Source organism: Streptomyces sp. UC4497 (assembly GCF_054871485.1).
Window position 1 is genome coordinate 106,311 of sequence record NZ_JBTYHB010000017.1, and the last position, 22,595, is coordinate 128,905.

A 22,595-nucleotide genomic window follows, 5' to 3' on the forward strand; every position below is an offset into this window, starting at 1 on the left:
ACGGCCCCCGTGCGTCACCCCACCACAGCCGCCCGCACACACAGCACATCCGGCAGATGCGACGCCACCTGCTTCCAGGTGTCGCCGTCGTCCGGGGACGCGTACACCTCGCCGTTGCGGTTGCCGAAGTAGACGCCCGCCGGGTCGTTGTCGTCCGTGCACAGGGCGTCACGCAGGACCGTGCCGTAGTGGTCGCTCGACGGGAGGCCGTGGGTGAGGGGTTCCCAGGTGGTGCCGGCGTCCTGGGTGCGGTAGACGCGACATCGGTGGTCGGCGGGGACCCGGTCGATGTCCGCGGTGATGGGGAAGATGTACGCCGTGTCGCCGCGGTGCGGGTGCGCGGCCGCGGCGAAGCCGAAGGTCGAAGGGAGTCCCTCGCCGATGTCGAGCCACTTTCCGCCGCCGTCGTCGCTGCGGTACACGCCCCAGTGGTTCTGGAGGTAGAGGCGGTCGGGGTCGACGGCGTCCCGCGTCACCTTGTGCACGCACTGGCCGAACTCGGGGTTCGGGTCGGGCAGGAAGACCGCCGCCACTCCGTTGTTCGCCGGGTCCCAGCTCGCGCCGCCGTCCGTCGTACGGAAGACGCCGGCCGTGGACACCGCCACCGTCACCGCGCCGGGGTCCCGCTCGTCCGTCAGGATCGTGTGCAGGCCCTCCCCGCCGCCGCCCGGCACCCACTGCGAACGCGTGGGGTGCTCCCACAGCGGGCGGCACAGTTCGAAGGTCTCGCCGCGGTCCTCGGAGCGGTAGAGGGCCGCCGGTTCCGTGCCCGCGTACACCACGTCCGGCTCCGAGGCCGACGGGTGCAGCTGCCACACCCGCTCCAGTGAAGTCCCGGTGAAATCGGGGAACTTGATGGCCGGCTTGGAAGGCTCGGTCCAGGTGTGGCCCAGGTCGTCCGAGTGGAAGACGGACGGCCCGAAGTGCGTGCTGTCGCCGCCCGCGAGGAGCCGTGGTCGGTCCCCGCGGGTGTCGATGGCGACCGAGTACATCGCCTGCGCGTTGAAGTACGGGCTCTCGTCGAACTCGAACGGGCCGCCGTCGCGCTTGCGGCCCAGAAAGAGGCCCTTGCGGGTGCCCACTGCCAGCAGTACGTCAGTCATACCGAACCTCCGAAACGTCGTTGTCTCCAGGTATCGGTCAGTCTGCACCCCACCACTGACAATGGCCCCGTACCGGACATCGTCGCAGGTCAGGCCGGTGTCGGTGCCGCCGGTCAAGCCGGCGAAGGCACCGCCAGCGGGAAGTGGCACGCCACCCGGTGGCCCGCCGAGTTCGGCGTCGACTCCGGCGGCTCCGTCGTCGCGCAGACGTCCTGCGCGATCGGGCAGCGCGTACGGAACCGGCAGCCCGAAGGGGGCTTCGCCGCCGACGGGGTCTCGCCCGTCAGCGGGGACCCGGAGGCGGCGGCCGCCTCCGGATCCGGCACGTTCACCGTGTCGAGCAGGCCGCGCGTGTACGGGTGCAGCGGATGGTTGTAGACCTGCTCGGCGGGGCCCACCTCCACCAGCTTGCCCAGGTACATCACGCCGACCGTGTCCGCGAGGTAGCGGACCACCGCGAGGTCGTGCGAGATGAAGAGGTAGGTGAGACCGCGTTCGCGTTGCAGCTCCCGCATCAGGTTCAGGATCTGCGCCTGGACCGACACGTCGAGCGCCGACACCGGTTCGTCCGCCACCACCAGATCGGGGGAGAGAGTCAACGCCCGTGCGAGGCCCAGGCGTTGGCGCTGACCGCCGGAGAACTCGTGCGGATAGCGGTGCACCGCGCCGCGCGGCAGGCCCACCGCGTCGAGGAGTTCGCCGATCAGCTTCTCCTGTTCGGCCTTGTCGCCGACGCCCTGGATGACGAGCGGCTCACGCAGGATCTCACCGACCCGCATGCGTGGGTCCATCGCCGCCGTCGAGTCCTGGAACATCAGCTGGACGTCGCGGCGGTGCGCGCGCCGCTCGGAGCGGGACAACGAGGCGCGGTCCCGGCCCTCGAACCGTACGGAACCCGCCGTCGGCTCCTCCAGGCCCGCCACGATCCGGCCGAGCGTCGTCTTGCCGCAGCCCGACTCGCCGACCATGCCGAACGTCTCGCCCTTGCGGATGCTCAGCGACACCCCGCCGACCGCGCTGACCGTGCCGCGACTGCGCGAGAACGGGCCGCCCTTGAGGGGGAACTCCTTGACCAGCGCGTCGAGTTCGACCAGTACGTCGGAGGCGGGTGCGTCCTGCGGAGGGATCGGCGCGGGGGCCACCACCTCGTCCGGGGCGGCGGCATCCGCCGCCGGCACCGGGTGGAAGCACGCGAACCGGTGCTCCGCGCCCTGCACCTCGTCCTCTTCGAGGAACGGCTCAAGGGTCCGGCAGTCGTCCGTCGCGAATCCGCAGCGCGGCGCGAACCGGCACCCCGTGGGCCGCACCGTCAGGCTCGGCGGCAGGCCGGGGATGGTGCGCAGCTCCGTCTCGTTGTCCGCCGCGCGCTCGGGCAGCGCCGCGAACAGCGCCTCCGTGTAGCGGTGCCGGGGGCGGGCGAACAGGCCGCGTACATCGGACTGTTCGGCCACCTGGCCCGCGTACATCACGGCCACCCGGTCGACCCGGTTCGCGATGACGCCGAGGTCGTGCGTGACCAGGATCATCGCCATGCCGAGCCGCTCGCGCAGATCGTCGATGAGCTCCAGGATCTGGTGCTGCGTCGTCACGTCGAGCGCCGTCGTCGGCTCGTCCGCGATCAGCAGCTTCGGCTCGCAGACCAGCGCCATGGCGATGGCCACGCGCTGGCGCATGCCGCCGGACAGCTGGTGCGGATACGCCTTCATCCGCTCGGCCGGCTGCGGCATGCCGACAAGGCGCAGCGTCTCCTCGGCGCGCGCCCACGCCTCCTTCTTGGACACGTCCCGGTGCAGCAGCAGCGGCTCCGCCACCTGCGCGCCGATCGTCATCGTCGGGTTCAGGGAGGTCAGCGGGTCCTGGAACACCATGCCGATGGTGTTGCCGCGCACGTCCTGGAGGACCGGCGCGGGCGCCTTCGCCAGGTCCTGCCCGTCGAACATGATGCGTCCGCCGGTCACCTCGCCGCCGGACGGCAGCAGACCGAGGACGCTGAGCGCCGTCATGGTCTTTCCGCAGCCGGACTCGCCGACGATGCCGAGCGCGTCGCCCGGCGCCAGTTCGAGCGAGACGCCGTCGAGGGCGTGCACGGTGCGGTCGCGCGTGGAGATGTCGACGCGCAGGTCTTCGATCCGGAGCAGGGGCTCGGTCGTGGTCATGTTCGTGAGGCCCTTCTCGCCCTTGACGTCCCTGAAGTCACCTGGTTCGTACGTCACTTGCGCAGCCGTACTTCGAACGCGTCGCGCAGTCCGTCGCCGATGAAGTTGAACGCGGCGACGACCAGGACGATCGCGATGCCCGGCGGGAAGATCAGCCACCAGTAGCCGTTCTGCGTGTAGGTGATGCCGGCGGACAGCATCGAGCCCCAGTCGGCGGACGGCGGCGGGATCGACAGGCCGAGGAAGGCCAGGTAACTGACGTAGAGGATGGCGTCGGCGATCTGGAACGTGCAGTTGACGATGACCGTGCCGATGGCATTCGGGACGATGTGCTTGAACACGGCGCGCGCGCCGCCACCGCCCATCATCCGCATCGCCTGTACGTACTCCCGGTTGCGCAGCGACAGCGCCTCGCCGCGCACCAGGCGGGCGGGGGAGAGCCAGGCGACGCCCGCGATGATGAGGATCAGGATGCCCTTGCTGGGCGTGATGATCGCGGCCACGACGACGAGCAGGAACATCGCCGGGATGGCGAGCGCGGCGTCGGTGATGCGCATCATCGCCGCGTCGACCCAGCCGCCGAAGTACCCGGCGACGGCGCCGTACACCGTGCCGAACAGGGTGGCCAACAGGCCTGCCGCCAGGCCGATTTCGAGGGACGTCTGCCCCGCGACCATGAGCCGGCCCACCATGTCGTAACCGAGGTCGGTGGTGCCGAGGAGGTGCCCCGACGTGCCGGGTGCCAGGTTCGCCTGCGACAGGTCGGTGTGGATCTGCTCGGTCGGGTGGACCAGCGGCCCCAGGTAGCAGAAGGCCAGCAGCAGGACGAGCAGGATGACGCCGCTCAGCGCCAGCTTGTTGCCCGTGAACACACGCAGCGTGCGGCGGGCCAGCGAGGGTGTGGCCTGCGCGGCCTCCTCCTGCCCCGGTATGGCAGAGGTCGTCACAGCAGTGGTCATGACACGCTCCGGATCCGCGGGTCGAGGACGGCGTACAGGATGTCGGTGAGCAGCGAGCCAAGGACGGTCGCGATGCCGACGACGAGGGTCACGCCGAGGAGGACGGGGAAGTCCGAGCCCTGCGCGGCGTTCCAGAACAGCAGCCCCATGCCGGGGTAGTTGAACATCGACTCGACGACGAGGGCGCCACTGAACAGCGTCGGCAGATACAGACCGAGCAGGGTGGCGAGCGGGATCAGGGCGTTGCGCATCACGTGCTTCACCATGATCCGGCGGCTCGACTGGCCCTTCGCCATGGCCGTGCGCACGTATTCCTCGGTGAGGTTGTCGAGGACCGCCGAGCGCATGTAGCGGCTGAACATGGCCACGATGCCGAACGCCATGGTCACCACCGGCAGGATCAACCCGGGTATGTCGCCGAGCAGTTGACCGATCGTCTCGCCCTGCGGTGCCTCCGCCGGGAAGATCGGCAGCACCTGCGCGAACAGGATGATCATGACGAGGCCGAGGAAGAACACCGGCGTCGCGTACAGCAGGAACGCGAGCCCGGTCAGCGCGTAGTCGGACGCCTTGCCGCGCCGCACCGCCTGGAGCAGGCCGAGCGGCACCGCGATGATCACCGCGAGGACCGTCGACATGAGGGTGAGCAGGAGCGTCTTCGGCAGGCGCTGGGTGAGCAGGTCGATCACCGGCGAGTTGAGCTTGTACGACTCGCCGAGGTCACCCGTCAGCAGGCGCTTCAGGTACATCAGATACTGCGTCGGCAGCGAACGGTCGTAGCCCTGCACGTGGTTGAAGTGCTCGATCTGCTGCGGCGTCCCCTTGGGGCCGAGGATCGCGCGGGCGGGGCCGCCCGGCAGCAGGTGCAGCAGGGTGAAGACGATGATCGAGACGAGGAACAGGACGACGAGCGCCTGAAGGAAACGCTTGACCAGAAAGCCGGTCACTTCTCGGCTCCCTTCTTGACGTTCTTGACGAAGTACCAGTGCGAGGGCTGGAAGGTCACCGTCGGGTTCTGCTCGATGCCGCGCAGGTCGTTGCGGATCACCGACACCTGGTACGCGGGGTTCGGCATCCACATCACCGGCAGCTGCTCGGCCAGGTACTCGCCGTACTCGTGGATGGCCTTCATGTCGGGCGCGTACTGCACGGCACCGATGAGGCGGTCGGCCTTCTTGTCGCTGTAATTACCGAAGTTGGAGGAGGCGCCCGTGGAGAAGAGCTGCTCGCCGCTCGGGTTGAGCGGGTAGTACCAGCTGCCGGCGGTGCCGAAGAAGGACATGTCCCAGTTGCAGCCGGAGTCCTTCGCCTTGCACGGAACGGAGTTGCCGAGCACGGAGTTGAGCGGCTGCTGACGTACGGTCAGGTCGATGCCGGCCTTGCTGAGCGAGGACTTGAGCTCCTGCATCATGTTCGTCGTCTCGGTCGAGCCGGACTGCGAGAGAAGCGTGAGCTCCAGCGGGTCGTTCTTCCCGATGCCCTTGCCGCACTCGTCGTCAGCCGTGCCGGGCCGGACGCAGCGCGCCGTGCCGTCGACGGTCTTCCAACCGTGCGCGGACAGCAGCGACGTGGCCTTCGAGACGGAGAACGGGTACTGGTTGTGCGCCATCTCCTTCGACAGGTACTGGCTCTTCGGCGTGACCGGCACCGGGCCGAGCGTCTCGGTCGCGCTGCCCTGCCAGATGACCCTGCTCATCGCCTTCTGGTCGACGAGGTGCTGCATCGCCTGCCGGATGTAGAGCTGGTTCATCTCCGGGCCCGCGTGGGTGGAGTTGAAGTTGTAGACGATGTACGTGGCCGCCCAGCCCTCCCACGGGTCGACGCGGTACCCCTTGCTCTCGAACTTCTCCTTCTGCGCCATCACCGACGGCGGGATGTAGCCGTAGTCGACGCCGCCGGAGCGCAGCACGTTGTACTCGGAGTCGGCGGTGGTGAAGGGCTTGAAGACGACCTTGTCGAGGTGCGGGCGCTCCGACTTCGGGCCGGTGTACTTCTCGTTCGGGACGAGCGTCACCTGCCCGTTGTCCCGCCAACCGGCCAGCTTCCACGGCCCGTTGACGGTCTTCCACAGCGGGTCGGTGCCGTACGAGCCGAGGCTCTTGGCGTGCTGGGTGAGCCGGGCGAAGACCGCCTTGGCGCCCTTCGTGGTGCGGTCGAAGTCGCCGACCTCGCCGCCGTCGGTCTTGGCGTCCCAGGCGTGCTGGGGCAGGGCGCGCATGTAGTAGAGCTGATTCGCCGTGAACCAGTCCGGGTTGTACGCGCGCTTGAGGTGCAGCCGTACGGTGTGGTCGCCGACGAGCTCGAACTTCTTGACGTTGTCCGGGATGTTGCCGACCGAGTAGCCGCCCCAGTCGGCTTTGTTCGCCTTGACGAGATTGAACCAGAACTCGAGGTCGCGGCCGGTCACCTCGGTGCCGTCGGACCACTTGACGCCCTTGCGCAGCGGGATGGTCACCGTCTTGTTGCCGTCGCTGTACTTCGGCTCGAGGCCCAGCGTGCTGGGGCCGTGGGTGACCAGCTCGCCCTTCTCCTGCACGGCGTCGTACACGGGCATGTAGAGCTGCGACTGGATCGCGTAGTTGTAGGAGCCGCCGTAGCCGGGCGCGCCGATCGGGAAGATCCAGTTCGGGGTCGCCGCGGGCGGCAGGGCCATCGTGGCCGTGCCGCCCTCGACGGGAGTGCCGCCCGTGCGGCCCATGGCGATGCTGCCGGCCTCGTGCGTGCAGCCGGTGAGCGCCACGAGCGCTGCCGCTAGGGCGAGCGCCGCGGACGCCTTTGACCTGAGGGAACGCATGCCGAAGGGCCTCCAAGGGGAAGGGGTGCGGCCCCGTGTGAAGATTCGACGAGGGGCGCCCGAACGCTAAGTCGACCGTTCGAAACAAGTCAATAGGTTCATTCGGAAAGTAATCCAAAAACCCCGGGGTCTGGCGCACTTGGTTTGGGTACGGCTAGTGTTCGGTCCGGCATCGAACAAACTGGTCGAAGTAAGTACGCAACCAAGCACGCAACTGGGTACGCAGCTGAGTACGCAGCGCAGTGCGACCCCAGGGGGACCGGATGACGGACACCGCGAACGAAGGCGAGCCGGGTTCGGCTCGGCACATACTCCGGCTCGTCTCGTCCGGAGCCGCCTCCTCCCGCGCCGACCTCGTCAGGGAACTGGGCCTCGCGCCCTCCACCGTCTCGCTGCGCGTGCAGGAACTGGTGGCCCAGGGCGTGCTCACTGAGTCCGGCGAGGGCGCCTCGCGCGGCGGACGCAGGCCCCGGCTGCTGCGGGTCAAGGCGCAGGGCGGCGTCGCGCTCGCCGCCGACCTCGGCAGTCGGCACGCGCGGCTCGGCGCCGTCGACCTCGGGGCGGCCGTGCACGACGCCGTCGACCTGCCGCACGACATCACCGCGGGACCGGAGTCCGCCGTCGACTGGCTGTGCGGGCAAGTGGCTCAACTCGCCGCGAAGCAGAAGGAGTCGGGGCGCACCGTGCGCGCGCTCGGCGTCTCCTTCCCCGGTCCCGTCGACCCGGCGGACGGCCGTGTCCTGAGCCCCTCGCGGATGCCCGGCTGGCACCGCTACCCGCTGCGCGACGTCCTCGCCGAGCGGCTCGGCATGCCGGTGACCGTCGCCAACGACGCCACGATGATGGCGGTCGGCGAGCACCGCACCTCCCGGCCCGAGCTCGACCACATGGTCGTCGTGAAGGCCGGCCGCGGCATCGGCAGCGGCGTCATCGTCGCGGGCCGGCCGCACGACGGTGCCAACGGGAGCGCCGGAGACATCAGCCACGTCCGCGTGGAGGAGGCCGGCGAGCGGCCCTGTTCCTGCGGGAACATCGGCTGCCTGGAGACCGTCGCGAGCGGCGCCGCCCTCATCCGCGAACTCGCGGCGCAGGGCGTCGACGTGGCGAACACCACCGAACTGCTTCAGCTCGTCGCCGACGGCGATCCCGTCGCCACCACGCTCGTACGGGCCGCGGGACGGCACATCGGCACCGTGCTCTCGGTCGTCGTGAACTTCTTCAACCCGCGGGCCGTCGCCATCGGCGGCGTCCTCGCCACCGCCGAACCCCTCGTCGCCGCCGTCCGCGGCGTGCTCTACGAGCGCTGTCTGCCGCTCGCCACAGCAGACCTGGAGATCACCACGACGGCCGCGGGCCGCGACGCGGGCCTGCTGGGCGCGGGCCTCACGGCGCTGCACAACAACCTGTCGTCCACCGCCCCCGCCCTTAAGGAAGAGAGCGTCCACGCATGACGAGCACCACCCCGATCACCGGCCGCCGCCTGCGCATCGGCATCGGCGGCATCGGTATCGAGTCGTCCACGTTCTGCCCGCACCGCTCCACCACGGACGACTTCCGGCAGACGCGCGGCCAGGACCTCCTCGACCGCTACACGTGGACGCAAGCCGACTCCGACCTCGCCGAGTTGGTCGAGTGGGTGCCGCTGCTGCACGCGACCTCGCTGCCCGGCGGCCCGGTGGAGGCCGAGTCGTACCTGATCCTCAAGAACGAACTCGTCACCCGCATACGGGAGGCGGGCCCGCTCGACGGTCTCGTCTACGACATCCACGGCGCCATGAGCGTCATCGGCCTCACCGACGCCGAGGGCGACCTGACGGAGGCGGTCCGCGCCGCGCTGGACCACAACGGCACGCCCGACGACACACGCCCCATGATCTCTACGGCCATGGACCTGCACGGCAACGTCTCCCGCCGCTTCGCCGAGCCCATCGACCTGCTCACCGCGCACCGTCTCGCCCCGCACGAGGACGCCTGGGACACCCGCGAGCGCGCCGCCCGCAACCTCGTGCACTGCCTGCGCGAGGGCGTTCGCCCGCACCGCGCCTGGGTCCAGGTCCCGGTCCTCCTGCCCGGCGAGAAGACCAGCACCCGCCTGGAGCCCGCCAAGTCCCTCTACGCCTCGCTCGCCGACATCGAGCGGAAGGACGGCATCCTCGACGCGGCGATGTGGGTCGGCTACGCCTGGGCCGACGAGCCCCGCTGCAAGGCCGCCATCGTCGTCACTGGCGAGAACGCCGAACTGGCTGCCCAGGAAGCCGAGTTGCTGGCCCGCCGCTACTGGGACGCCCGCAAGGACTTCCTCTTCGTCGGCCCGACCGGCGGCGCCGAGGAGTGCATCGAGAAGGCGGTCGCCTCCGACAAGCGGCCCTTCCTCATCAGCGACTCCGGCGACAACCCGACCGCGGGCGGCGCGGGTGACCTCGCGTACATGCTGGGCAAGCTGCTGGAGAACGACGCGATCCGTACGGGGAAGGTCACGGCCGTCCACCCCGGCATCACCGACCCCGTCGCCGTGGCGGCCTGCTTCGAGGCAGGGATCGGCGCCGAGGTGACGCTTTCCGTCGGCGGCAAGGTCGACGCCAACCACGGCGGACCGTACGAACTCACCGGCACCGTCGAGGCGTTGCAGCGCGCGGCCGACCAGAAGGACCGCGCGGAGGGCGGCGCGTACGACCGCGGTGTCGACATGGCGGCCGTCCGCGTCGGCGGCCTCACCGTCATCCTCGTAGAGCGCCGCAAGCCGTTCCACACGCTCGCCGACTTCATGGGCCCGGCCGAGGGCGGCCTCGGCATCGACCCGCGGACGTACGACGTGGTCGTCGTCAAGATCGGCTACCTGGAGCCGGAGCTGCACGACATGGCCGCGGACTGGCTGCTCGCGCTCACCCCCGGCGGCGTCGACCAGGACCTGCTGCGCCTGGGACACCACCGGGTGGAGCGACCGCTGTACCCGTTCGACGAGGACGCGTACGAGGCCGGGGCGGGCCCCGACCTCACACCCGTCATCCTCTGAGTCGTACGGGGCTCAACTCAGCCACTCCGCCTCGTACTTCTTGTACGTGCCGTCGTGCGTCGCCAGGTGCACGAAATGGTCGACGTACTCGTGGAAGTCGCGGTCGCCGCGCGGCGTCGCGTACGCCTTCTCCGCGAAGCTGAACGGCTTGTCGGGGTGGACCGAGCACAGCTCCGGATGGACCTTCGCCTGGTACTGCGTCTCGCTCGCGTCCGTCATCATCACGTCCGCCCGGCCCGCCACGATCTCGTCGAAGATCGTGCGGTTGTCCGGGTGGACCTTGATGGTGGCGTTCTGGAGATGCGCCCGGGCGAACTGCTCATTCGTACCACCGGGGTTGACGACGACCGTCGTTCCCGCCTGGTCGATGTCCTTGAGCGTCTGGTACTTGTCCTTGTCCGCGCAGCGCACGATGGGCGTCTTGCCGTCCTCGCGGGTCGGCTCGCTGAAGTACACCTGACGGGCGCGCGGCAGCGTGATCGAGACACCGCCGACACCGACGTCGCACTTCCCGTCGGACAGATCCGTCGTCAGGTCCGCCCACGTGGTGTCCACGAACCGGGCCTTGGCGTCGAGGCTCTTCGCCAGGTCCTTCGCCATGTCGATGTCGATGCCGCTGTACGACCCGTCCTTCGGGCCCTTGTACGTGAACGGCTTGTAGTCCCCGGTCGTGCACACGCGCAGCACACCGGACTTGGGCACCGAGTCGAGCAGGCTCGACGGCTGCTTCTTGCCGGACTGCTGGGTGGCCGACGGCGCCGCGGGCGCGGCGGCGGTCAGACCCAGCAGACAGACCAGGGCGGACAGGGTGACGACACGTTGTCTGGACGCGCGGCGGCTCATCGCGGCTACTCCTCGGCACGGTGGTTGCAGGGTGAACAGATCGTCCAGCGACACACCATGTCAGAAGAGTTCGCGCCGGTGAAGGCGGTGTCCACGAGGCGGATGGGCAGGTCAAGCCCCACCCCGCTACGCCGCCGCGGCCAGCCACAGGTCCGGGCCGAAGACCTCGTAGTGGATGTCGGCCGCCGCCACGCCCTTGGCCAGCAGCTGCTCGCGCAGCGCCCGCATGAAGGGCAGCGGGCCGCACAGGTACGCGCGTGTGCCGGGCGGGACGGTCACGTTCGAGAGGTCGGCGCGGCCCGAGTGGGCGCCGGCGCGGGCCCCCTCCTCGTACCAGAACTCGGCGGCACCCTCGGAGAGCTTGGCCGTGAGGGCCGCGTGTTCGGTGCGCAGCGCGTGGGTGTCGGGGGAGCGGTCGGCGTGCACGACGGTGACCGGGCCCGCGTGCCGTGTGGCCACCAGGTCCTCCAGCATGGCGAGGATCGGGGTGCAGCCGATGCCGGCGGAGGCGAGCAGCAGGGGTGTCTCGTCGGCCGTCAGGACGAGGTCGCCGTAGGGTGCCGAGACTCGCAGTCGGTCGCCCTCGCGGACGTGCGTGTGCAGGTGGTTCGAGACCTCGCCGTCGGGCGTCTTGTCGTCGCCGTCCACTCTCTTCACCGCGATGGAACGGCCCGAGGCGGCGGGCGCGCCGGTCAGGCTGTACTGGCGTATCTGCCGTGCCCCGTCCGGGAGTTCGACCTGTACGGACACGTACTGGCCCGCCTTGAACGCGGGCGCGGGGGCGCCGTCCGCCGGGCGCAGCAGGAAGGACGCGACGTCGGGTGTCTCCTCGGCGCGCGACACCACCTCCCACTCCCGCCAGACGTCTCCGTCGACCGCGCCCTGTTCCGCGTAGAGCCGCTTCTCGATCGCGATGAGGGCGTTCGCCATCAGCCAGTACACCTCGTCCCAGGCCTGGGCCACCTCCGGGGTGACCGCGTCGCCGAGCACCTCGGCGATGGCCTCGAAGAGGTGCCGGTGCACGACCGGGTACTGCTCGGCGCGCACACCGAGGGAGGCGTGCTTGTGCGCGATGCGGGCCAGCATCACGTCGGGCCGGTCGTCCGGGTGGTTCACGAGGTACCCGGCGAACGCGGCGATCGACCCGGCGAGCGCCTGGCGCTGGGTGCCGGCGGCCTGGTTGCCGCGGTTGAACAGGTCGCGCAGCAAAGCGGGTTGGGCCGCGAACAGCTTCTCGTAGAAGAGGCCGGTGATGTCCTCGGTGGCGGCGCCCACGGCGGGGAGGGTGGCGCGGACGACGGCGGCCGACTGGTCGGTGAGCACGGCAGGACTCCTTCGACTTAATGTGCATCTGAGATGCATATTTAAGGGTGTGGGTTGATGCCTGGTGGTGTGGTGCCGGGCGCTGTCGGTCAGTCGGTCGGTCGGTCCGCTCCGGGGGTGGGGGAGAGGGTCACCAGGAGTGGGCCGGTGGGGGCCTTGGTGAGGTCGGTGAGGGTGAGCGGGTCGAGCGCCGCGAAGAACGCCTCCTGCGCCTCGCGCAGTGCCCCGCGCAGGCGGCAGGCCGAACGCAGGGGACACGGTGTCGTTCCCTCGCAGTCCACGACGTCCCCCGGCCCCTCGAGCTCCCGCACGAGTGCGCCGATGGAGGTCGACCGTCCGGCCCCGGTGAGCGTGAGTCCGCCGCCCCGGCCGCGTCGCGCCTCCACGAGTCCCATCCGCTGGAGCTTGGCGACGGCCTTCGCGGTGTGCGTGTATGGCACCTCCATGGCGCCCGCGACCTCGCGGGTGGTGGGCAGTTCGCCCTCCTCGACCGCGAGGCGCATCAGTACGCGCAGGGCGAGATCCGTGAATCGCGTCAACCGCATGGGCGCAGGCTATAAATGTTGCATCTGAAAGGCAAATTATGTGGTGGCTCGCTCCATGTCCGCCGCCGCCTCGCTCAGCGTCCGCAGTATCAGTGCGGTGACCGGCGCCGTCTCGTGACCTTCGAGGACGAACGCCGAGACGCGGCGCCCGCCCGCGGGAGCGAGCGGGCGGGCCACGACCTCGGTGTGCCGAAGGAGCGGCAGCGTCATGCCGGGCACCAGCGCGATCCCCGCCCCGGCGGCCACAAGCCCCTGCACCGCGAGGTTGTCGTCGGTGGTGAAGGCGATGTCCGGCGCGAAACCCGCCTCCGCGCAGGCGGCGACGAAGTGGCCCCGGCAGTGCCGGCACCCCGCTATCCAGCGCTCCCGCTCCAGCTCGCCCAGCTCCACGCGGCCGCTCCCCGCGAGGGCGTGGCCGGCCGGGAGCAACACCATCAACGGATCGTCGAGCAGCGGCAACTCGACCAGACCCTCCCTGCTGCCGCCGTCCGCGTCCGCGGCCTCGCCGCCGTGTCCCGCCGAGAAGGCGATCGCCAGATCGCACCGCCCCTCGCGCAGCGCCCCCAGCGAGTCGGGCGGCTCCTCCTCCAACAGCTCGACACGGACGCCCGGGTGGGCCGCGGCGACGCGGGCGACGGTCGCCGGGAGCAGCGTGGCGTTCGCGGCGGGGAAGGCGCAGACGCGGACCCGCCCCGACTCCAGGCGCGTGATCGCCTTCAACTGGCCGTGCGCCGTCGCGATGGAGCTGAGGATCCCCGTGGCGTGCCGGGCCAGCACCTGCCCGGCGTCCGTGAGCCGCAGACCGCGCCCCGCCCTGACGAACAGCGGCGTGCCCGCGGCGCGTTCGAGCGCCTTCATCTGCTGGCTGATGGCGGGCTGCGTGTACCCGAGGTCCCGCGCGGTCGCCGCGTAGGAGCCCGTCCGCACGACTTCGGCGAACGTCTGGATGTGCCGCGAGTCAAACATGCGTACAAGCTATGGAGTTCATCCCGCAAGTCAAGATCGGTAAGAGTTTCTTGGGGTGGGCAAAGAAATGTGATGTAGACCTTGCCGCGCCCGTGCGTCAGTGTGTCCGGACCTCATGTTTTCCGAGGTCAGTGCCGGTCCCGCACCCCGGACCGACCTGCTCTCGGCCGCCCGTGCCGCGCCTCGCCCGCCCCTCCAAGTCCCAGGGAAGCCCCGTGACTTCAACCGCCCGCCTCGCCCGCCGCTGTGTCCCGCTCGCCGTCGCGGCCTGTCTCGTGGCGCTGACGACCTCGTGCAGCAAGAGCGACGACGTCACGACGACCGCGGGCGGGGTGAAGCTGGTCCACAAGGGCAAGCTGACGACCTGCACGCACCTGCCGTACGCGCCCTTCCAGTCGGAGAAGAACGGCAAGGTCGTCGGCTTCGACGTCTCCCTGATGGACCTCGTCGCGAAGAAGCTCGGGGTGAAGCAGGACATCATCGACAAGTCCTTCGAGACCATCAAGACCGGCGCCGACCTCAACGCCGGCCTGTGTGACGTCGCCGCCGCGGGCATGACGATCACCGACGAGCGCAAGCAGAACCTCGACTTCTCCGACCCCTACTTCGACGCCGACCAGGCGCTGCTCGCCCGCAAGGGCGTCAAGGCGAAGACCCTCGACGACATCAAGAACGGCAAGCTGAAGCTGGGCTCCCAGGCCGCCACCACCGGCGAGGACCTGGCGCACGACAAGGGCGTCGACCCGCAGTCCTTCGAGAGCTCCGACGCCGAGCTCAACGGCCTGCGCACCGGCCAGGTCGACGTCATCGTCCAGGACTACCCGGTCGTTCAGAACTGGCTGAAGGACTCCGCCGTCAAGGACAAGTTCGTCCTCCTCGGCACCGTGCCCACCGGCGAGGAGTACGGCTTCGCCGTGAAGAAGGGCGGCAACCCGAAGCTGCTCGCCGCGATCAACAAGGCGATCGGCCAGGCCAAGAAGGACGGCACGTACAAGAAGCTGTACGAGAAGTGGATCGGGCCGATGCCGAAGGACGGTGCCGCCAAGTGAGCACCGTCAAGACGCCCCCGATGAACGGGAGTTCAGGGGGTGATGCCACACCGCGCAAGCGCATGTCGCCGCGCCGCAGACGCAAGGTGACGCGCGTCGTCCAGTACGTGATCCTCGGTGTCGCGGTGGTGCTCGCCGCGACGCTCGCGGACTGGGGGCAGCTCCAGCACCAGTTCCTCGATCCGTCCGTGGCCCGGCGGATGTTCCCGGACCTGATCACGACCGCGCTGGTCAACACGGTGATCTACACCCTCACCGGGTTCGGTGTCGGCCTCGTGCTCGGTCTGGTCATCGCCCTGATGCGGCTGTCGTCGGTGGCTCCCTACCGGTGGCTCGCCTCCATCTACATCGAGTTCTTCCGTGGCCTGCCCGCCCTGCTGATCTTCATCTTCATCGGCGTCGGCGTGCCGCTCGCCTTCCCCGGCACCGCGCTGCCCGGCGGCGTGTACGGGCAAGTGGCCATCGCGCTCGGCCTGGTCGCCGCCGCGTACATGGCCGAGACGATCAGGGCCGGAATCCAGGCCGTCCCCCGCGGCCAGATGGAGGCCGCGCGCACGCTCGGCATGTCGCAGACGCTGGCGATGCGCTCGATCGTCATCCCGCAGGCCTTCCGCATCATCGTGCCGCCGCTCACCAACGAGCTGGTGCTGCTGTTCAAGGACTCCTCGCTGGTCCTCTTCCTCGGCGTCTCCCTGGAGACCCGCGAACTCACCAAGTTTGGCCGGGACTTGGCGGGCGAGACCGCCAACAGCACACCCATCTTCGTCGCGGGCCTGTGCTATCTGCTCGTCACCGTCCCCCTGGGCTATCTGGTGCGCCGCCTAGAGGCGCGGCACGCGAAGGCCAGGTGAGCGCGGGCATGACGCACGACACCGGCAACGAGGACGTACCGAACGGCACCAAGGACACACCGAACGGCACCGAGGACGAGGACACCGGCATGACCGCGGCCATCGAGATCCAGGGACTGCACAAGTCCTTCGGCGACCTGGAGGTGCTGCGCGGCATCGACTTCACCGTCGCGCACGGCGAGGTGGTGTGTGTCATCGGCCCCTCGGGATCCGGCAAGTCCACCCTGCTGCGCTGCACCAACCTGCTGGAGGAACCCACGTCCGGGCGGGTGGTGGTGGCGGGCGCCGACCTCACGGACCCGGACCTCGACATCGACCGCGTACGCCGCCGGATCGGCATGGTCTTCCAGCAGTTCAACCTCTTCCCGCACCTGAACGTCCTGGAGAACCTCACCATCGCGCAGCGCCGGGTCCTCGGCCGGGACCGCGCCGAGGCGGAGCGGACGGGGCGCGCCAACCTCGACCGGGTCGGTCTCGCCGACAAGGAGACCAGCTACCCCGCCCAGCTGTCCGGCGGCCAGCAGCAGCGCGTCGCGATCGCCCGCGCCCTGTCGATGGGCCCCGAGCTGATGCTGTTCGACGAGCCGACCAGTGCGCTCGACCCGGAACTCGTCGGCGATGTGCTCGCCGTGATGCGTTCGCTCGCCGACGAGGGCATGACGATGATGGTCGTCACCCACGAGATGGGCTTCGCCCGCGAGGTCGCGGACCGCGTCGTGTTCATGGACGGCGGCGTGGTCGTCGAGGAGGGAACCCCGGACGAGGTCCTCGGCAACCCCCGCGAGGAACGCACCCGTTCGTTCCTCGCACGGGTCGTGAACCCGGGGGACGCGAGCGGCACTCCGGAGGCGTAGTGCACCGGCGCTCAGCCCCGGTCGATCGATCCCCAGGACCGCCGCGGCGGCTCGGGAGCGCGCGGGACCGGGGCGGGGGACCGGCGTGCCCGCGACCGGTGCGTGCGCAGCCCGACAAGGCCCGCCACACCTCCTACGACGCCCGGGAGGAGAAGCAGCCCGGCCATCACCAGCAGGCCGATGCCCCCGTCGTTCCCGGCCGGCAGTGCGCGGACGCCGGAGACGACGAGGATCACGAAGAGGGTGACCGGGGGCAGAGCCCACGGCCACCAGCCGGGCTCCGGGGCCTCCCGCAGCGCCGCGTACCAGTAGCGGGCGCCCCACCACGTGACCGCGAAGGCCGAAAGGGCGACCGCCGCGAACGCGGCGAGGGGCAGCGGCCCGTCGGTGCTGTTCGCGAGCACCCTAAGGGCCCCCGCGTCCACGCGGTGTCAGGCCGCCGGCACCTTGTCCAGGAAGCCGCGGACGTCCCGGATCCGGCCCTCCTCGTCCAGCACCAGGACGTCGAAGTCGATCACCAGCGGCTCGCCGCCCTCGGGCCCCAGGCCCCACTGGAACCTCAACTGCCGGTGGTGCGCGTCCACTTCACCGACCGCCGTGAACGCCATGCCCGGGAACTGCTGGTGCACCCCGTCGATCAGCGCGGCGAGCGCGGTGTGGCCCGACACCTCGGCCAGCGGGTCGGTGTAGGTGGCGTCGGGCGCCCAGTGCTCGGCGATGAGCTTCGTGAGCTGCTCACCCTGCGCGTTCCAGGTGGCGAGGTAGGCGTCGGCGGCGTGCTGTGCGGTCATGGTCGAACCTCCGGTGGGATGCGGTGTGTTGACGTCCATCACAGTGGCCGGGCGGCGACGGAAGCTCCATGACCTCAGAGGTCATGGAGAGCGCGCCCCGCCCCCGTACGCTGCCCTCATGAGCACCCTCGTGGACTCCATCGCCCCGGCGGACCCCGTGGACGCCCGCGCCGTCGGACCGCTGCTGCGCGGCTGGCGCGAACGGCGCCGCTTCAGCCAGCAGGAGCTGTCCAACCGCTCCGCGGTCTCCACCCGGCACCTCAGCCGCGTGGAGACCGGCAGGGCGCACCCGACGCCCGAGATGATCCTGCACCTGGCCGACCACCTCGACGTCCCGCTGCGGGCCCGCAACCAGCTGCTCCTCGCGGGCGGTTACGCACCGCACTACCGGGACCGGGACCTGGCGGACGCCTCGCTCGCGGTCGTCATGGACGGCCTTCGGGGGCTCCTCGACGCCCATATGCCGTACCCGGCGCTGCTGTTGGACACCTACTGGGACGTCGTCGACGCCAACGAGGGCGTGGCCGCGCTCCTCGAAGGGTGCGCGCCCCGGCTCCTCGAACCCCCGATCAACGTCATCCGGCTGTGCGTGCACGAGGAGGGCCTGGCCCCGCGGATCCGCAACTTCACGCAGTGGGCCTCCCACCTGCACCACCAGCTGGTCCACCGCGCCGAACGCACCCACGACCCGCGCCACTTCGCCCTCGCCGAGGAGACCGCCCGGCACCTCGCCGCCGTGCCCCGTACCGCCCCGACCGGCAGCCCCGTCCTCACGCTGGAACTCACCGTGCCGGACGCCGCGCCGCTGCGCTTCTTCAGCACCTCCGCGCAGCTCACCACGCCCGCCGACGCCGCCCTGGAGGGGCTGCACCTGGAGACGTTCCTGCCGGCGGACGACGCGACCCGGCGCCGCTTCGAAAAGAACTCGTAGGCGGACGGGCCCACTTGGTAGGACTGGTGGATGACCAAGGGAGACACGACGCGCGAACTCGACCCACTGGAACGCCTCTTGGCGGAACGCGCCTGCGAGCGACTGATCCTGGAACTTGTGCGCCGCCTCGACTTGGGAGACCCGGGCACGGTCTCCGAACTCTTCACCCCCGACGGCGTCTGGGAGTGGCCCTACGACAGTCGGAGGATCGAGGGCAGGGAGGCCCTGCGCGCCTACTTCGGCGGCCGCCCGGCCGACCGTCTGTCCCGGCGGATGTGCACGAACATCCTGGTCACCGTCGACACACCGGCCACCGCCACGGCCACCACGTACTTCGCCACCTACCGGGTCGACGGCTACACGAGCGGCACGATCGTCCCGACCCGGCTGCCCGCGAACGTCGGCCACTACGAGGACACCTTCCGCAAGGTGGACGGCCGTTGGCTCATGGCGAGCCGGACGCTGGTCCTCCCTTTCGGCGGGCCCACCGAACACGTGGGTCACGTGGGTGGCGCCGATCGGGCACGGTGAGACGCGCACCCCAGATCACGCCGGCTGCCACACCCGCGCCAGCGCCGACTCCGTGAGCACCTCGTCGGGCGATCCCTGCCCGACGAGGTGTCCGTCGCGCAGCAGCAGGCAGACATCCGCCGCCCGTGCGGCCTCGAGGTCGTGCGTCGCCTGTACGACGGTCACGCCCTCGCCCCCGAGCTCCGTGAGCAGCGCCCCGATCCTGTCGCGGGCCTCCGGATCGAGCCCCGTGGTCGGCTCGTCGAGGAGCAGCAGGTCGGACTCCTGGGCCAGCCCCTGCGCGACCAGCGTGCGCTGCCGCTGCCCGCCCGACAGCTCGCCCAACTGACGCCCGGCGAGGTCACCGATGCCGAGCCGGTCGAGCGCCGCGTCGACCGCCGCCACGTCCCGCCGCGACGGCCTGCGCCAGGATCCCAGCCCGCCCCAGCGCCCCATCTCCACCGTCTGGCGCACGGTCAGGGGCAGCGTGTCCCCGACGGCCCCGCGCTGCGGCACGAACGCCGGCCGCCGTTCCCCGTCGTGCCGCACTTCTCCCGATGTAGGGCGGATCACACCGGCCACCACTCCGAGCAGCGTGGACTTGCCGCTGCCGTTCGGCCCGACGAGCGCGACGTTCGCCAACTCCGGTATGTCGGTGGTCAGTTGATGGAGAACCTTGCGGCCGGGGTAGCCGGCGCACAGCCCGTCGAGGTGGACGCGGGTGGTCCGGTTCTGCCGTGGGGCCGGGACGATGGTCGGTTTGTTGAACATGGTTTTCATTGTACTGTCCTCGCATGGAGTGGTTGACGGCCCCGTTCGAGGTGGCCTTTGTGCAGCGCGCCCTGTGGGGCGGAATCCTGGTGTCGGCGATCTGCGCACTGGCCGGGACCTGGGTGGTGCTCAGGGGGATGGCCTTCCTCGGGGACGCCATGTCCCACGGGCTGCTGCCCGGTGTCGCGTTGGCCGCGCTGTTCGGCGGCAACCTGATGGTGGGCGCGGTCGCGAGCGCAGCGGTGATGACGGCGGGGGTGACCGCTCTCGGCAGGGCCCGGCGACTGTCCCGGGATACCGGGATCGGGCTGTTGTTCGTCGGCATGCTGTCGCTCGGCGTGATCATCGTGTCGCGCTCGCAGTCCTTCGCGGTGGATCTGACCGGATTCCTCTTCGGTGATGTGCTCGCGGTGCGCGGGCAGGACCTCGCCGTGCTGGGGGTGGCCCTGTTCTTGGCGCTCGTCGTCTCGGTCCTCGGGCACCGGGCCTTCCTCGCTCTGACCTTCGACGCCCGCAAGGCCCAGACGCTGGGCCTGCGGCCGCGGCTCGCGCACGCCGTGCTGCTCGGTCTCCTTGGGCTCGCGATCGTCGCCTCGTTCCACATCGTGGGCACGCTGCTCGTCCTCGGCCTGCTGATCGCGCCACCTGCGGCCGCCCTGCCCTGGGCGCGCAGTGTGCGCGGGGTCATGGTGGGCGCCGCCCTCCTCGGTGCCGCCGCCACCTTCGGCGGGCTGCTCCTGTCGTGGCACCTCGGTACCGCGGCCGGAGCCACCGTCTCGGCGCTCGCGGTGAGTCTCTTCTTCCTGTCCCACCTCGCCTCCGGCGTCCGCCACCGCCGTACGAGCCGTGCCGCCGACAGCGCCGCGCCCACTCCCGTACTCGAAGTCGACCGAAGGAAGTCGGAGGCAATGTCTTGACCGCCCGAACCAACGCCGCGAAGTGGGTCCCGGTCCCACTGGCGCTCACCGCCCTGCTCGCCGCGGGCTGCGCCGCGCAGGAGGACAACGACCAGAAAAGCGCGGCGAGTTCACCGTCCGCCGCCCCGCACGGCTACGTGGAGGGCGCGAAGGAGGGCGCCGAGCAGCAGTCCCGGCTGGTCCTCAACGACCCCGACAGCGGAAGCACCCGCGTCCTCGACCTCATCACCGGCAAGGTGACGAAGACGGACAAGGTCACGGGCGCCGCCGACCTCGCCACGGACGGCCGTTTCGGCTACCTCCACGCATCCGGCACCACCCACGTCCTCGACGGCGGCTCCTGGACCGTGGACCACGGCGACCACGTCCACTACTACCGCGCGGCGATCCGCGACGTAGGGGAACTGCCCGTAGGAGAAGGCGCGTTGGTGCGCAGCGGCGCCGCCGTGACCGCGGTGACAGACAAGGGCGGACGGACCGTCCTGTACGACCGCGGCAAGCTGGAGAAGGGCGGCATCGCGCGCACCGGGACGCTGCCCGGCACGGCCAACGGGCCCGTAGTCCCCTACGAAGAGCACCTGTTGGCCCTCACCGGCAAGGGCGACGCCGCGAAGCTCACCGTGTTCGACCGCAAGGGCAAGCGCGTCGCCGCGCCGGACACCGAGTGCGAGGAACCGAAGGGCGACGCCGTGACCCGCCGCGGAGTGGTGTTCGGCTGCGCCGGCGGGGCGCTCCTCGTACGGGAGGAGAGCGGGAAGTTCACCGCCGAGTCCATCCCCTACGAGAAGGGCGTGCCGGACGGTGAGCGGGCGGCCGAGTTCCGGCAGCGCCCCGGCAGCGACACCCTGACCGCGCGGGCCGGGGACGACGCCGTATGGGTCCTGGACGTCGGCGAGCGCGCCTGGACGCGGGTGGAGACCGGGCCCGTCGTCGCCGCCAACACCGCGGGGGAGGGCGCGCCGCTCCTGGTCCTGGAGACCGACGGCAGGCTGCACGGCTACGACATCAAGACCGGCGAGGAGACCACCCGCACCAAGAAGCTCCTGACCGGGAAGTCGCACACGCGAAACGCCCCGGTCGTCGAGGTCGACCGCAGCCGCGCCTACGTCAACGACCCCGACGGCAAGCGGGTGTTCGAGGTCGACTACAACGACGACCTGCGCATCGCCCGCACCTTCGACCTCGACGTCGAACCGGTTCTGATGGCGGAGACCGGCCGATGAGCGCGGACGAGGCGAAGAAGCGCGTCCGCGTGGGCACGGCACGGCTGCGCAGCCTGCTGCTCGGCCTGTTGACCCTGGCGGCCGCCGCCACCGCGACCGCCTGCACCACCGAGGGCGAACGGCCCCGGATCGTCGTCACCACCAACATCCTCGGCGACGTCACCCGGCAGATAGCGGGCGACCAGGCCGAGGTCACCGTCCTCATGAAGCCCAACGCCGACCCGCACTCCTTCGGCCTCTCCGCACGGCAGGCCGCCGACATCGAACGGGCCGACCTGGTCGTCCACAACGGCCTCGGCCTGGAGGAGAACGTGCTGCGCCACGTCGACGCAGCCCGCGAATCCGGCGTCGCCACCTTCGAGGTCGGCAAGGCCGTCGACCCGCTCACCTTCCACACCGGCGACGACGCCGGGGACGGCCAGGCCGACCCGCACTTCTGGACCGACCCCGACCGCATGCGCAAGGCGGCAGACCTCATCGCCGACCAGATCACCGAACACGTCGACGGCGTCGACGACAGCGCGGTGCGCGCCCAAGCCGACCGCTACGACAAGGAGTTGGCGAAGCTCAGCACCTGGATGGAGAAGTCCTTCGAGCGCGTCCCAGAGAAGCGGCGCGCGATCGTCACCAACCACCACGTCTTCGGCTACCTCGCCGACCGCTTCGACCTCCGCGTCGTCGGCGCCGTCGTCCCCAGCGGCACCACCCTCGCCTCGCCCAGCTCCTCCGACCTGCGCTCCCTCACGCAGGCCATGGACGAGGCCGGCGTCCGCACCGTCTTCGCCGACTCCTCCCAACCCACCCGCCTCGCCGAGGTGTTGCGCAAGGAGATGGGCGGCGGTGTCCAGGTCGTGAAGCTGTACTCCGAGTCGCTGACCGCCAAGGGCGAGGGCGCGGACACGTACCTGCGGATGATGCGCGCCAACACGACGGCGATGACCAAGGGCCTGACGGCCCGCTGACCCACGACTGTTCGACAGGGAAGGAAGAACACAA

The 22,595-nt window shown here is 70.4% G+C and carries 22 protein-coding genes; 10 read left to right on the top strand and 12 right to left on the bottom strand.

The window, feature by feature from the left end; all coding sequences use genetic code 11:
• Positions 1–14: 14 nt before the first annotated feature.
• The 5 genes from ACYSUO_RS23750 to ACYSUO_RS23770 form a co-directional block, all read right to left on the bottom strand.
• Positions 15–1,103 carry a WD40/YVTN/BNR-like repeat-containing protein gene (locus ACYSUO_RS23750; protein ID WP_461778253.1) on the bottom strand — a complete coding sequence of 363 codons (1,089 nt, stop codon included), beginning with the start codon at positions 1,101–1,103 and terminating at the stop codon, positions 15–17.
• A gap of 113 nt (positions 1,104–1,216) precedes the next feature.
• The gene (locus ACYSUO_RS23755) at positions 1,217–3,316 is read right to left on the bottom strand and encodes an ABC transporter ATP-binding protein (protein WP_461778254.1); all 2,100 of its coding nucleotides are present in this window, start codon (positions 3,314–3,316) and stop codon (positions 1,217–1,219) included.
• A complete protein-coding gene (locus ACYSUO_RS23760) occupies positions 3,313–4,218 on the bottom strand; it encodes an ABC transporter permease (RefSeq protein ID WP_461778255.1) in 906 nt (301 codons plus the stop codon). Before ACYSUO_RS23760 ends, ACYSUO_RS23755 begins: the two co-directional genes overlap by 4 nt.
• Positions 4,215–5,165 carry an ABC transporter permease gene (locus ACYSUO_RS23765; RefSeq protein WP_461778256.1) on the bottom strand — a complete coding sequence of 317 codons (951 nt, stop codon included), beginning with the start codon at positions 5,163–5,165 and terminating at the stop codon, positions 4,215–4,217. Before ACYSUO_RS23765 ends, ACYSUO_RS23760 begins: the two co-directional genes overlap by 4 nt.
• Positions 5,162–7,012 carry a peptide ABC transporter substrate-binding protein gene (locus tag ACYSUO_RS23770; protein ID WP_461778257.1) on the bottom strand — a complete coding sequence of 617 codons (1,851 nt, stop codon included), beginning with the start codon at positions 7,010–7,012 and terminating at the stop codon, positions 5,162–5,164. Before ACYSUO_RS23770 ends, ACYSUO_RS23765 begins: the two co-directional genes overlap by 4 nt.
• A 263-nt stretch (positions 7,013–7,275) precedes the next feature.
• On the opposite strand from ACYSUO_RS23770, the gene ACYSUO_RS23775 reads away from it, so the two are divergent.
• Together ACYSUO_RS23775 and ACYSUO_RS23780 are read left to right on the top strand one after the other, a co-directional pair.
• Positions 7,276–8,463, top strand: a complete 1,188-nt coding sequence (locus ACYSUO_RS23775) for an ROK family protein (protein ID WP_461778258.1) — start codon at positions 7,276–7,278, stop codon at positions 8,461–8,463.
• Complete coding sequence (locus ACYSUO_RS23780) at positions 8,460–10,025, top strand: M81 family metallopeptidase (protein ID WP_461778259.1); 1,566 nt, start codon at positions 8,460–8,462, stop codon at positions 10,023–10,025. The genes ACYSUO_RS23775 and ACYSUO_RS23780 overlap by 4 nt, the downstream gene beginning before the upstream one ends.
• A gap of 12 nt (positions 10,026–10,037) precedes the next feature.
• On the opposite strand, the gene ACYSUO_RS23785 is transcribed toward ACYSUO_RS23780, so the two are convergent.
• The 4 genes from ACYSUO_RS23785 to ACYSUO_RS23800 form a co-directional block, all read right to left on the bottom strand.
• The gene (locus ACYSUO_RS23785) at positions 10,038–10,868 is read right to left on the bottom strand and encodes a transporter substrate-binding domain-containing protein (RefSeq protein WP_461778260.1); all 831 of its coding nucleotides are present in this window, start codon (positions 10,866–10,868) and stop codon (positions 10,038–10,040) included.
• Positions 10,869–10,994: 126 nt separating this feature from the next.
• The gene (locus ACYSUO_RS23790) at positions 10,995–12,191 is read right to left on the bottom strand and encodes a globin domain-containing protein (RefSeq protein WP_461778261.1); all 1,197 of its coding nucleotides are present in this window, start codon (positions 12,189–12,191) and stop codon (positions 10,995–10,997) included.
• An 89-nt stretch (positions 12,192–12,280) separates the two neighbouring features.
• A complete protein-coding gene (locus tag ACYSUO_RS23795) occupies positions 12,281–12,736 on the bottom strand; it encodes an Rrf2 family transcriptional regulator (RefSeq protein WP_461778262.1) in 456 nt (151 codons plus the stop codon).
• A 36-nt stretch (positions 12,737–12,772) separates the two neighbouring features.
• Positions 12,773–13,702, bottom strand: a complete 930-nt coding sequence (locus ACYSUO_RS23800) for a LysR family transcriptional regulator (RefSeq protein WP_461778263.1) — start codon at positions 13,700–13,702, stop codon at positions 12,773–12,775.
• A gap of 215 nt (positions 13,703–13,917) precedes the next feature.
• Between ACYSUO_RS23800 and ACYSUO_RS23805 the strand changes: the two genes are divergently transcribed.
• The 3 genes from ACYSUO_RS23805 to ACYSUO_RS23815 all read left to right on the top strand — a co-directional run bounded on the left by ACYSUO_RS23805 (position 13,918) and on the right by ACYSUO_RS23815 (position 16,456).
• Entirely contained in the window at positions 13,918–14,751 is an 834-nt protein-coding gene (locus tag ACYSUO_RS23805; RefSeq protein WP_461778264.1) for a transporter substrate-binding domain-containing protein, read from the top strand.
• 62 nt (positions 14,752–14,813) lie between these two features.
• Positions 14,814–15,602 carry an amino acid ABC transporter permease gene (locus ACYSUO_RS23810; RefSeq protein ID WP_461778307.1) on the top strand — a complete coding sequence of 263 codons (789 nt, stop codon included), beginning with the start codon at positions 14,814–14,816 and terminating at the stop codon, positions 15,600–15,602.
• An 89-nt stretch (positions 15,603–15,691) separates the two neighbouring features.
• Positions 15,692–16,456 carry an amino acid ABC transporter ATP-binding protein gene (locus ACYSUO_RS23815; protein ID WP_461778308.1) on the top strand — a complete coding sequence of 255 codons (765 nt, stop codon included), beginning with the start codon at positions 15,692–15,694 and terminating at the stop codon, positions 16,454–16,456.
• A gap of 11 nt (positions 16,457–16,467) precedes the next feature.
• Here the strand turns inward: ACYSUO_RS23815 and ACYSUO_RS23820 are convergent, their stop codons facing one another.
• Both ACYSUO_RS23820 and ACYSUO_RS23825 read right to left on the bottom strand, forming a co-directional pair.
• The gene (locus ACYSUO_RS23820; protein WP_461778265.1) at positions 16,468–16,860 is read right to left on the bottom strand and encodes a hypothetical protein; all 393 of its coding nucleotides are present in this window, start codon (positions 16,858–16,860) and stop codon (positions 16,468–16,470) included.
• Positions 16,861–16,887: 27 nt separating this feature from the next.
• On the bottom strand, positions 16,888–17,247 hold the full coding sequence (locus tag ACYSUO_RS23825) for a nuclear transport factor 2 family protein (RefSeq protein WP_461778266.1): 360 nt from the start codon (positions 17,245–17,247) through the stop codon (positions 16,888–16,890).
• A 118-nt stretch (positions 17,248–17,365) separates the two neighbouring features.
• Between ACYSUO_RS23825 and ACYSUO_RS23830 the strand changes: the two genes are divergently transcribed.
• Together ACYSUO_RS23830 and ACYSUO_RS23835 are read left to right on the top strand one after the other, a co-directional pair.
• The gene (locus ACYSUO_RS23830; protein WP_461778267.1) at positions 17,366–18,178 is read left to right on the top strand and encodes a helix-turn-helix domain-containing protein; all 813 of its coding nucleotides are present in this window, start codon (positions 17,366–17,368) and stop codon (positions 18,176–18,178) included.
• A 30-nt stretch (positions 18,179–18,208) separates the two neighbouring features.
• The gene (locus ACYSUO_RS23835; RefSeq protein WP_461778268.1) at positions 18,209–18,709 is read left to right on the top strand and encodes a nuclear transport factor 2 family protein; all 501 of its coding nucleotides are present in this window, start codon (positions 18,209–18,211) and stop codon (positions 18,707–18,709) included.
• 15 nt (positions 18,710–18,724) lie between these two features.
• Here ACYSUO_RS23835 and aztA read toward each other — a convergent pair whose 3' ends face one another.
• Entirely contained in the window at positions 18,725–19,468 is a 744-nt protein-coding gene (aztA, locus tag ACYSUO_RS23840; RefSeq protein ID WP_461778269.1) for a zinc ABC transporter ATP-binding protein AztA, read from the bottom strand.
• Positions 19,469–19,482: 14 nt separating this feature from the next.
• Between aztA and aztB the strand changes: the two genes are divergently transcribed.
• Genes aztB through aztC form a run of 3 tightly spaced genes read left to right on the top strand, consistent with a single transcriptional unit; the run spans position 19,483 to position 22,561 of the window.
• Complete coding sequence (gene aztB, locus ACYSUO_RS23845; RefSeq protein WP_461778270.1) at positions 19,483–20,376, top strand: zinc ABC transporter permease AztB; 894 nt, start codon at positions 19,483–19,485, stop codon at positions 20,374–20,376.
• Positions 20,373–21,599 (top strand): PQQ-binding-like beta-propeller repeat protein, encoded by a 1,227-nt coding sequence (locus ACYSUO_RS23850; RefSeq protein WP_461778271.1) that lies wholly within the window; start codon positions 20,373–20,375, stop codon positions 21,597–21,599. Before aztB ends, ACYSUO_RS23850 begins: the two co-directional genes overlap by 4 nt.
• Positions 21,596–22,561, top strand: a complete 966-nt coding sequence (gene aztC, locus ACYSUO_RS23855; protein ID WP_461778272.1) for a zinc ABC transporter substrate-binding protein AztC — start codon at positions 21,596–21,598, stop codon at positions 22,559–22,561. Before ACYSUO_RS23850 ends, aztC begins: the two co-directional genes overlap by 4 nt.
• The last annotated feature ends 34 nt before the right edge of the window (positions 22,562–22,595 follow it).

Bases quoted from the DNA above. Each gene is read 5' to 3' on its own strand.
- ACYSUO_RS23835 (WP_461778268.1), top strand. From the start codon at position 18,209: ATGACCAAGGGAGACACGACGCGCGAACTCGACCCACTGGAACGCCTC.
- aztC (WP_461778272.1), top strand. From the start codon at position 21,596: ATGAGCGCGGACGAGGCGAAGAAGCGCGTCCGCGTGGGCACGGCACGG.
- ACYSUO_RS23785 (WP_461778260.1), bottom strand. From the start codon at position 10,868: ATGAGCCGCCGCGCGTCCAGACAACGTGTCGTCACCCTGTCCGCCCTG.
- aztA (WP_461778269.1), bottom strand. From the start codon at position 19,468: ATGAAAACCATGTTCAACAAACCGACCATCGTCCCGGCCCCACGGCAG.
- ACYSUO_RS23795 (WP_461778262.1), bottom strand. From the start codon at position 12,736: ATGCGGTTGACGCGATTCACGGATCTCGCCCTGCGCGTACTGATGCGC.
- ACYSUO_RS23775 (WP_461778258.1), top strand. From the start codon at position 7,276: ATGACGGACACCGCGAACGAAGGCGAGCCGGGTTCGGCTCGGCACATA.
- aztB (WP_461778270.1), top strand. From the start codon at position 19,483: ATGGAGTGGTTGACGGCCCCGTTCGAGGTGGCCTTTGTGCAGCGCGCC.
- ACYSUO_RS23815 (WP_461778308.1), top strand. From the start codon at position 15,692: ATGACCGCGGCCATCGAGATCCAGGGACTGCACAAGTCCTTCGGCGAC.
- ACYSUO_RS23800 (WP_461778263.1), bottom strand. From the start codon at position 13,702: ATGTTTGACTCGCGGCACATCCAGACGTTCGCCGAAGTCGTGCGGACG.
- ACYSUO_RS23810 (WP_461778307.1), top strand. From the start codon at position 14,814: ATGTCGCCGCGCCGCAGACGCAAGGTGACGCGCGTCGTCCAGTACGTG.
- ACYSUO_RS23830 (WP_461778267.1), top strand. From the start codon at position 17,366: ATGAGCACCCTCGTGGACTCCATCGCCCCGGCGGACCCCGTGGACGCC.
- ACYSUO_RS23770 (WP_461778257.1), bottom strand. From the start codon at position 7,012: ATGCGTTCCCTCAGGTCAAAGGCGTCCGCGGCGCTCGCCCTAGCGGCA.
- ACYSUO_RS23825 (WP_461778266.1), bottom strand. From the start codon at position 17,247: ATGACCGCACAGCACGCCGCCGACGCCTACCTCGCCACCTGGAACGCG.
- ACYSUO_RS23760 (WP_461778255.1), bottom strand. From the start codon at position 4,218: ATGACCACTGCTGTGACGACCTCTGCCATACCGGGGCAGGAGGAGGCC.
- ACYSUO_RS23780 (WP_461778259.1), top strand. From the start codon at position 8,460: ATGACGAGCACCACCCCGATCACCGGCCGCCGCCTGCGCATCGGCATC.
- ACYSUO_RS23750 (WP_461778253.1), bottom strand. From the start codon at position 1,103: ATGACTGACGTACTGCTGGCAGTGGGCACCCGCAAGGGCCTCTTTCTG.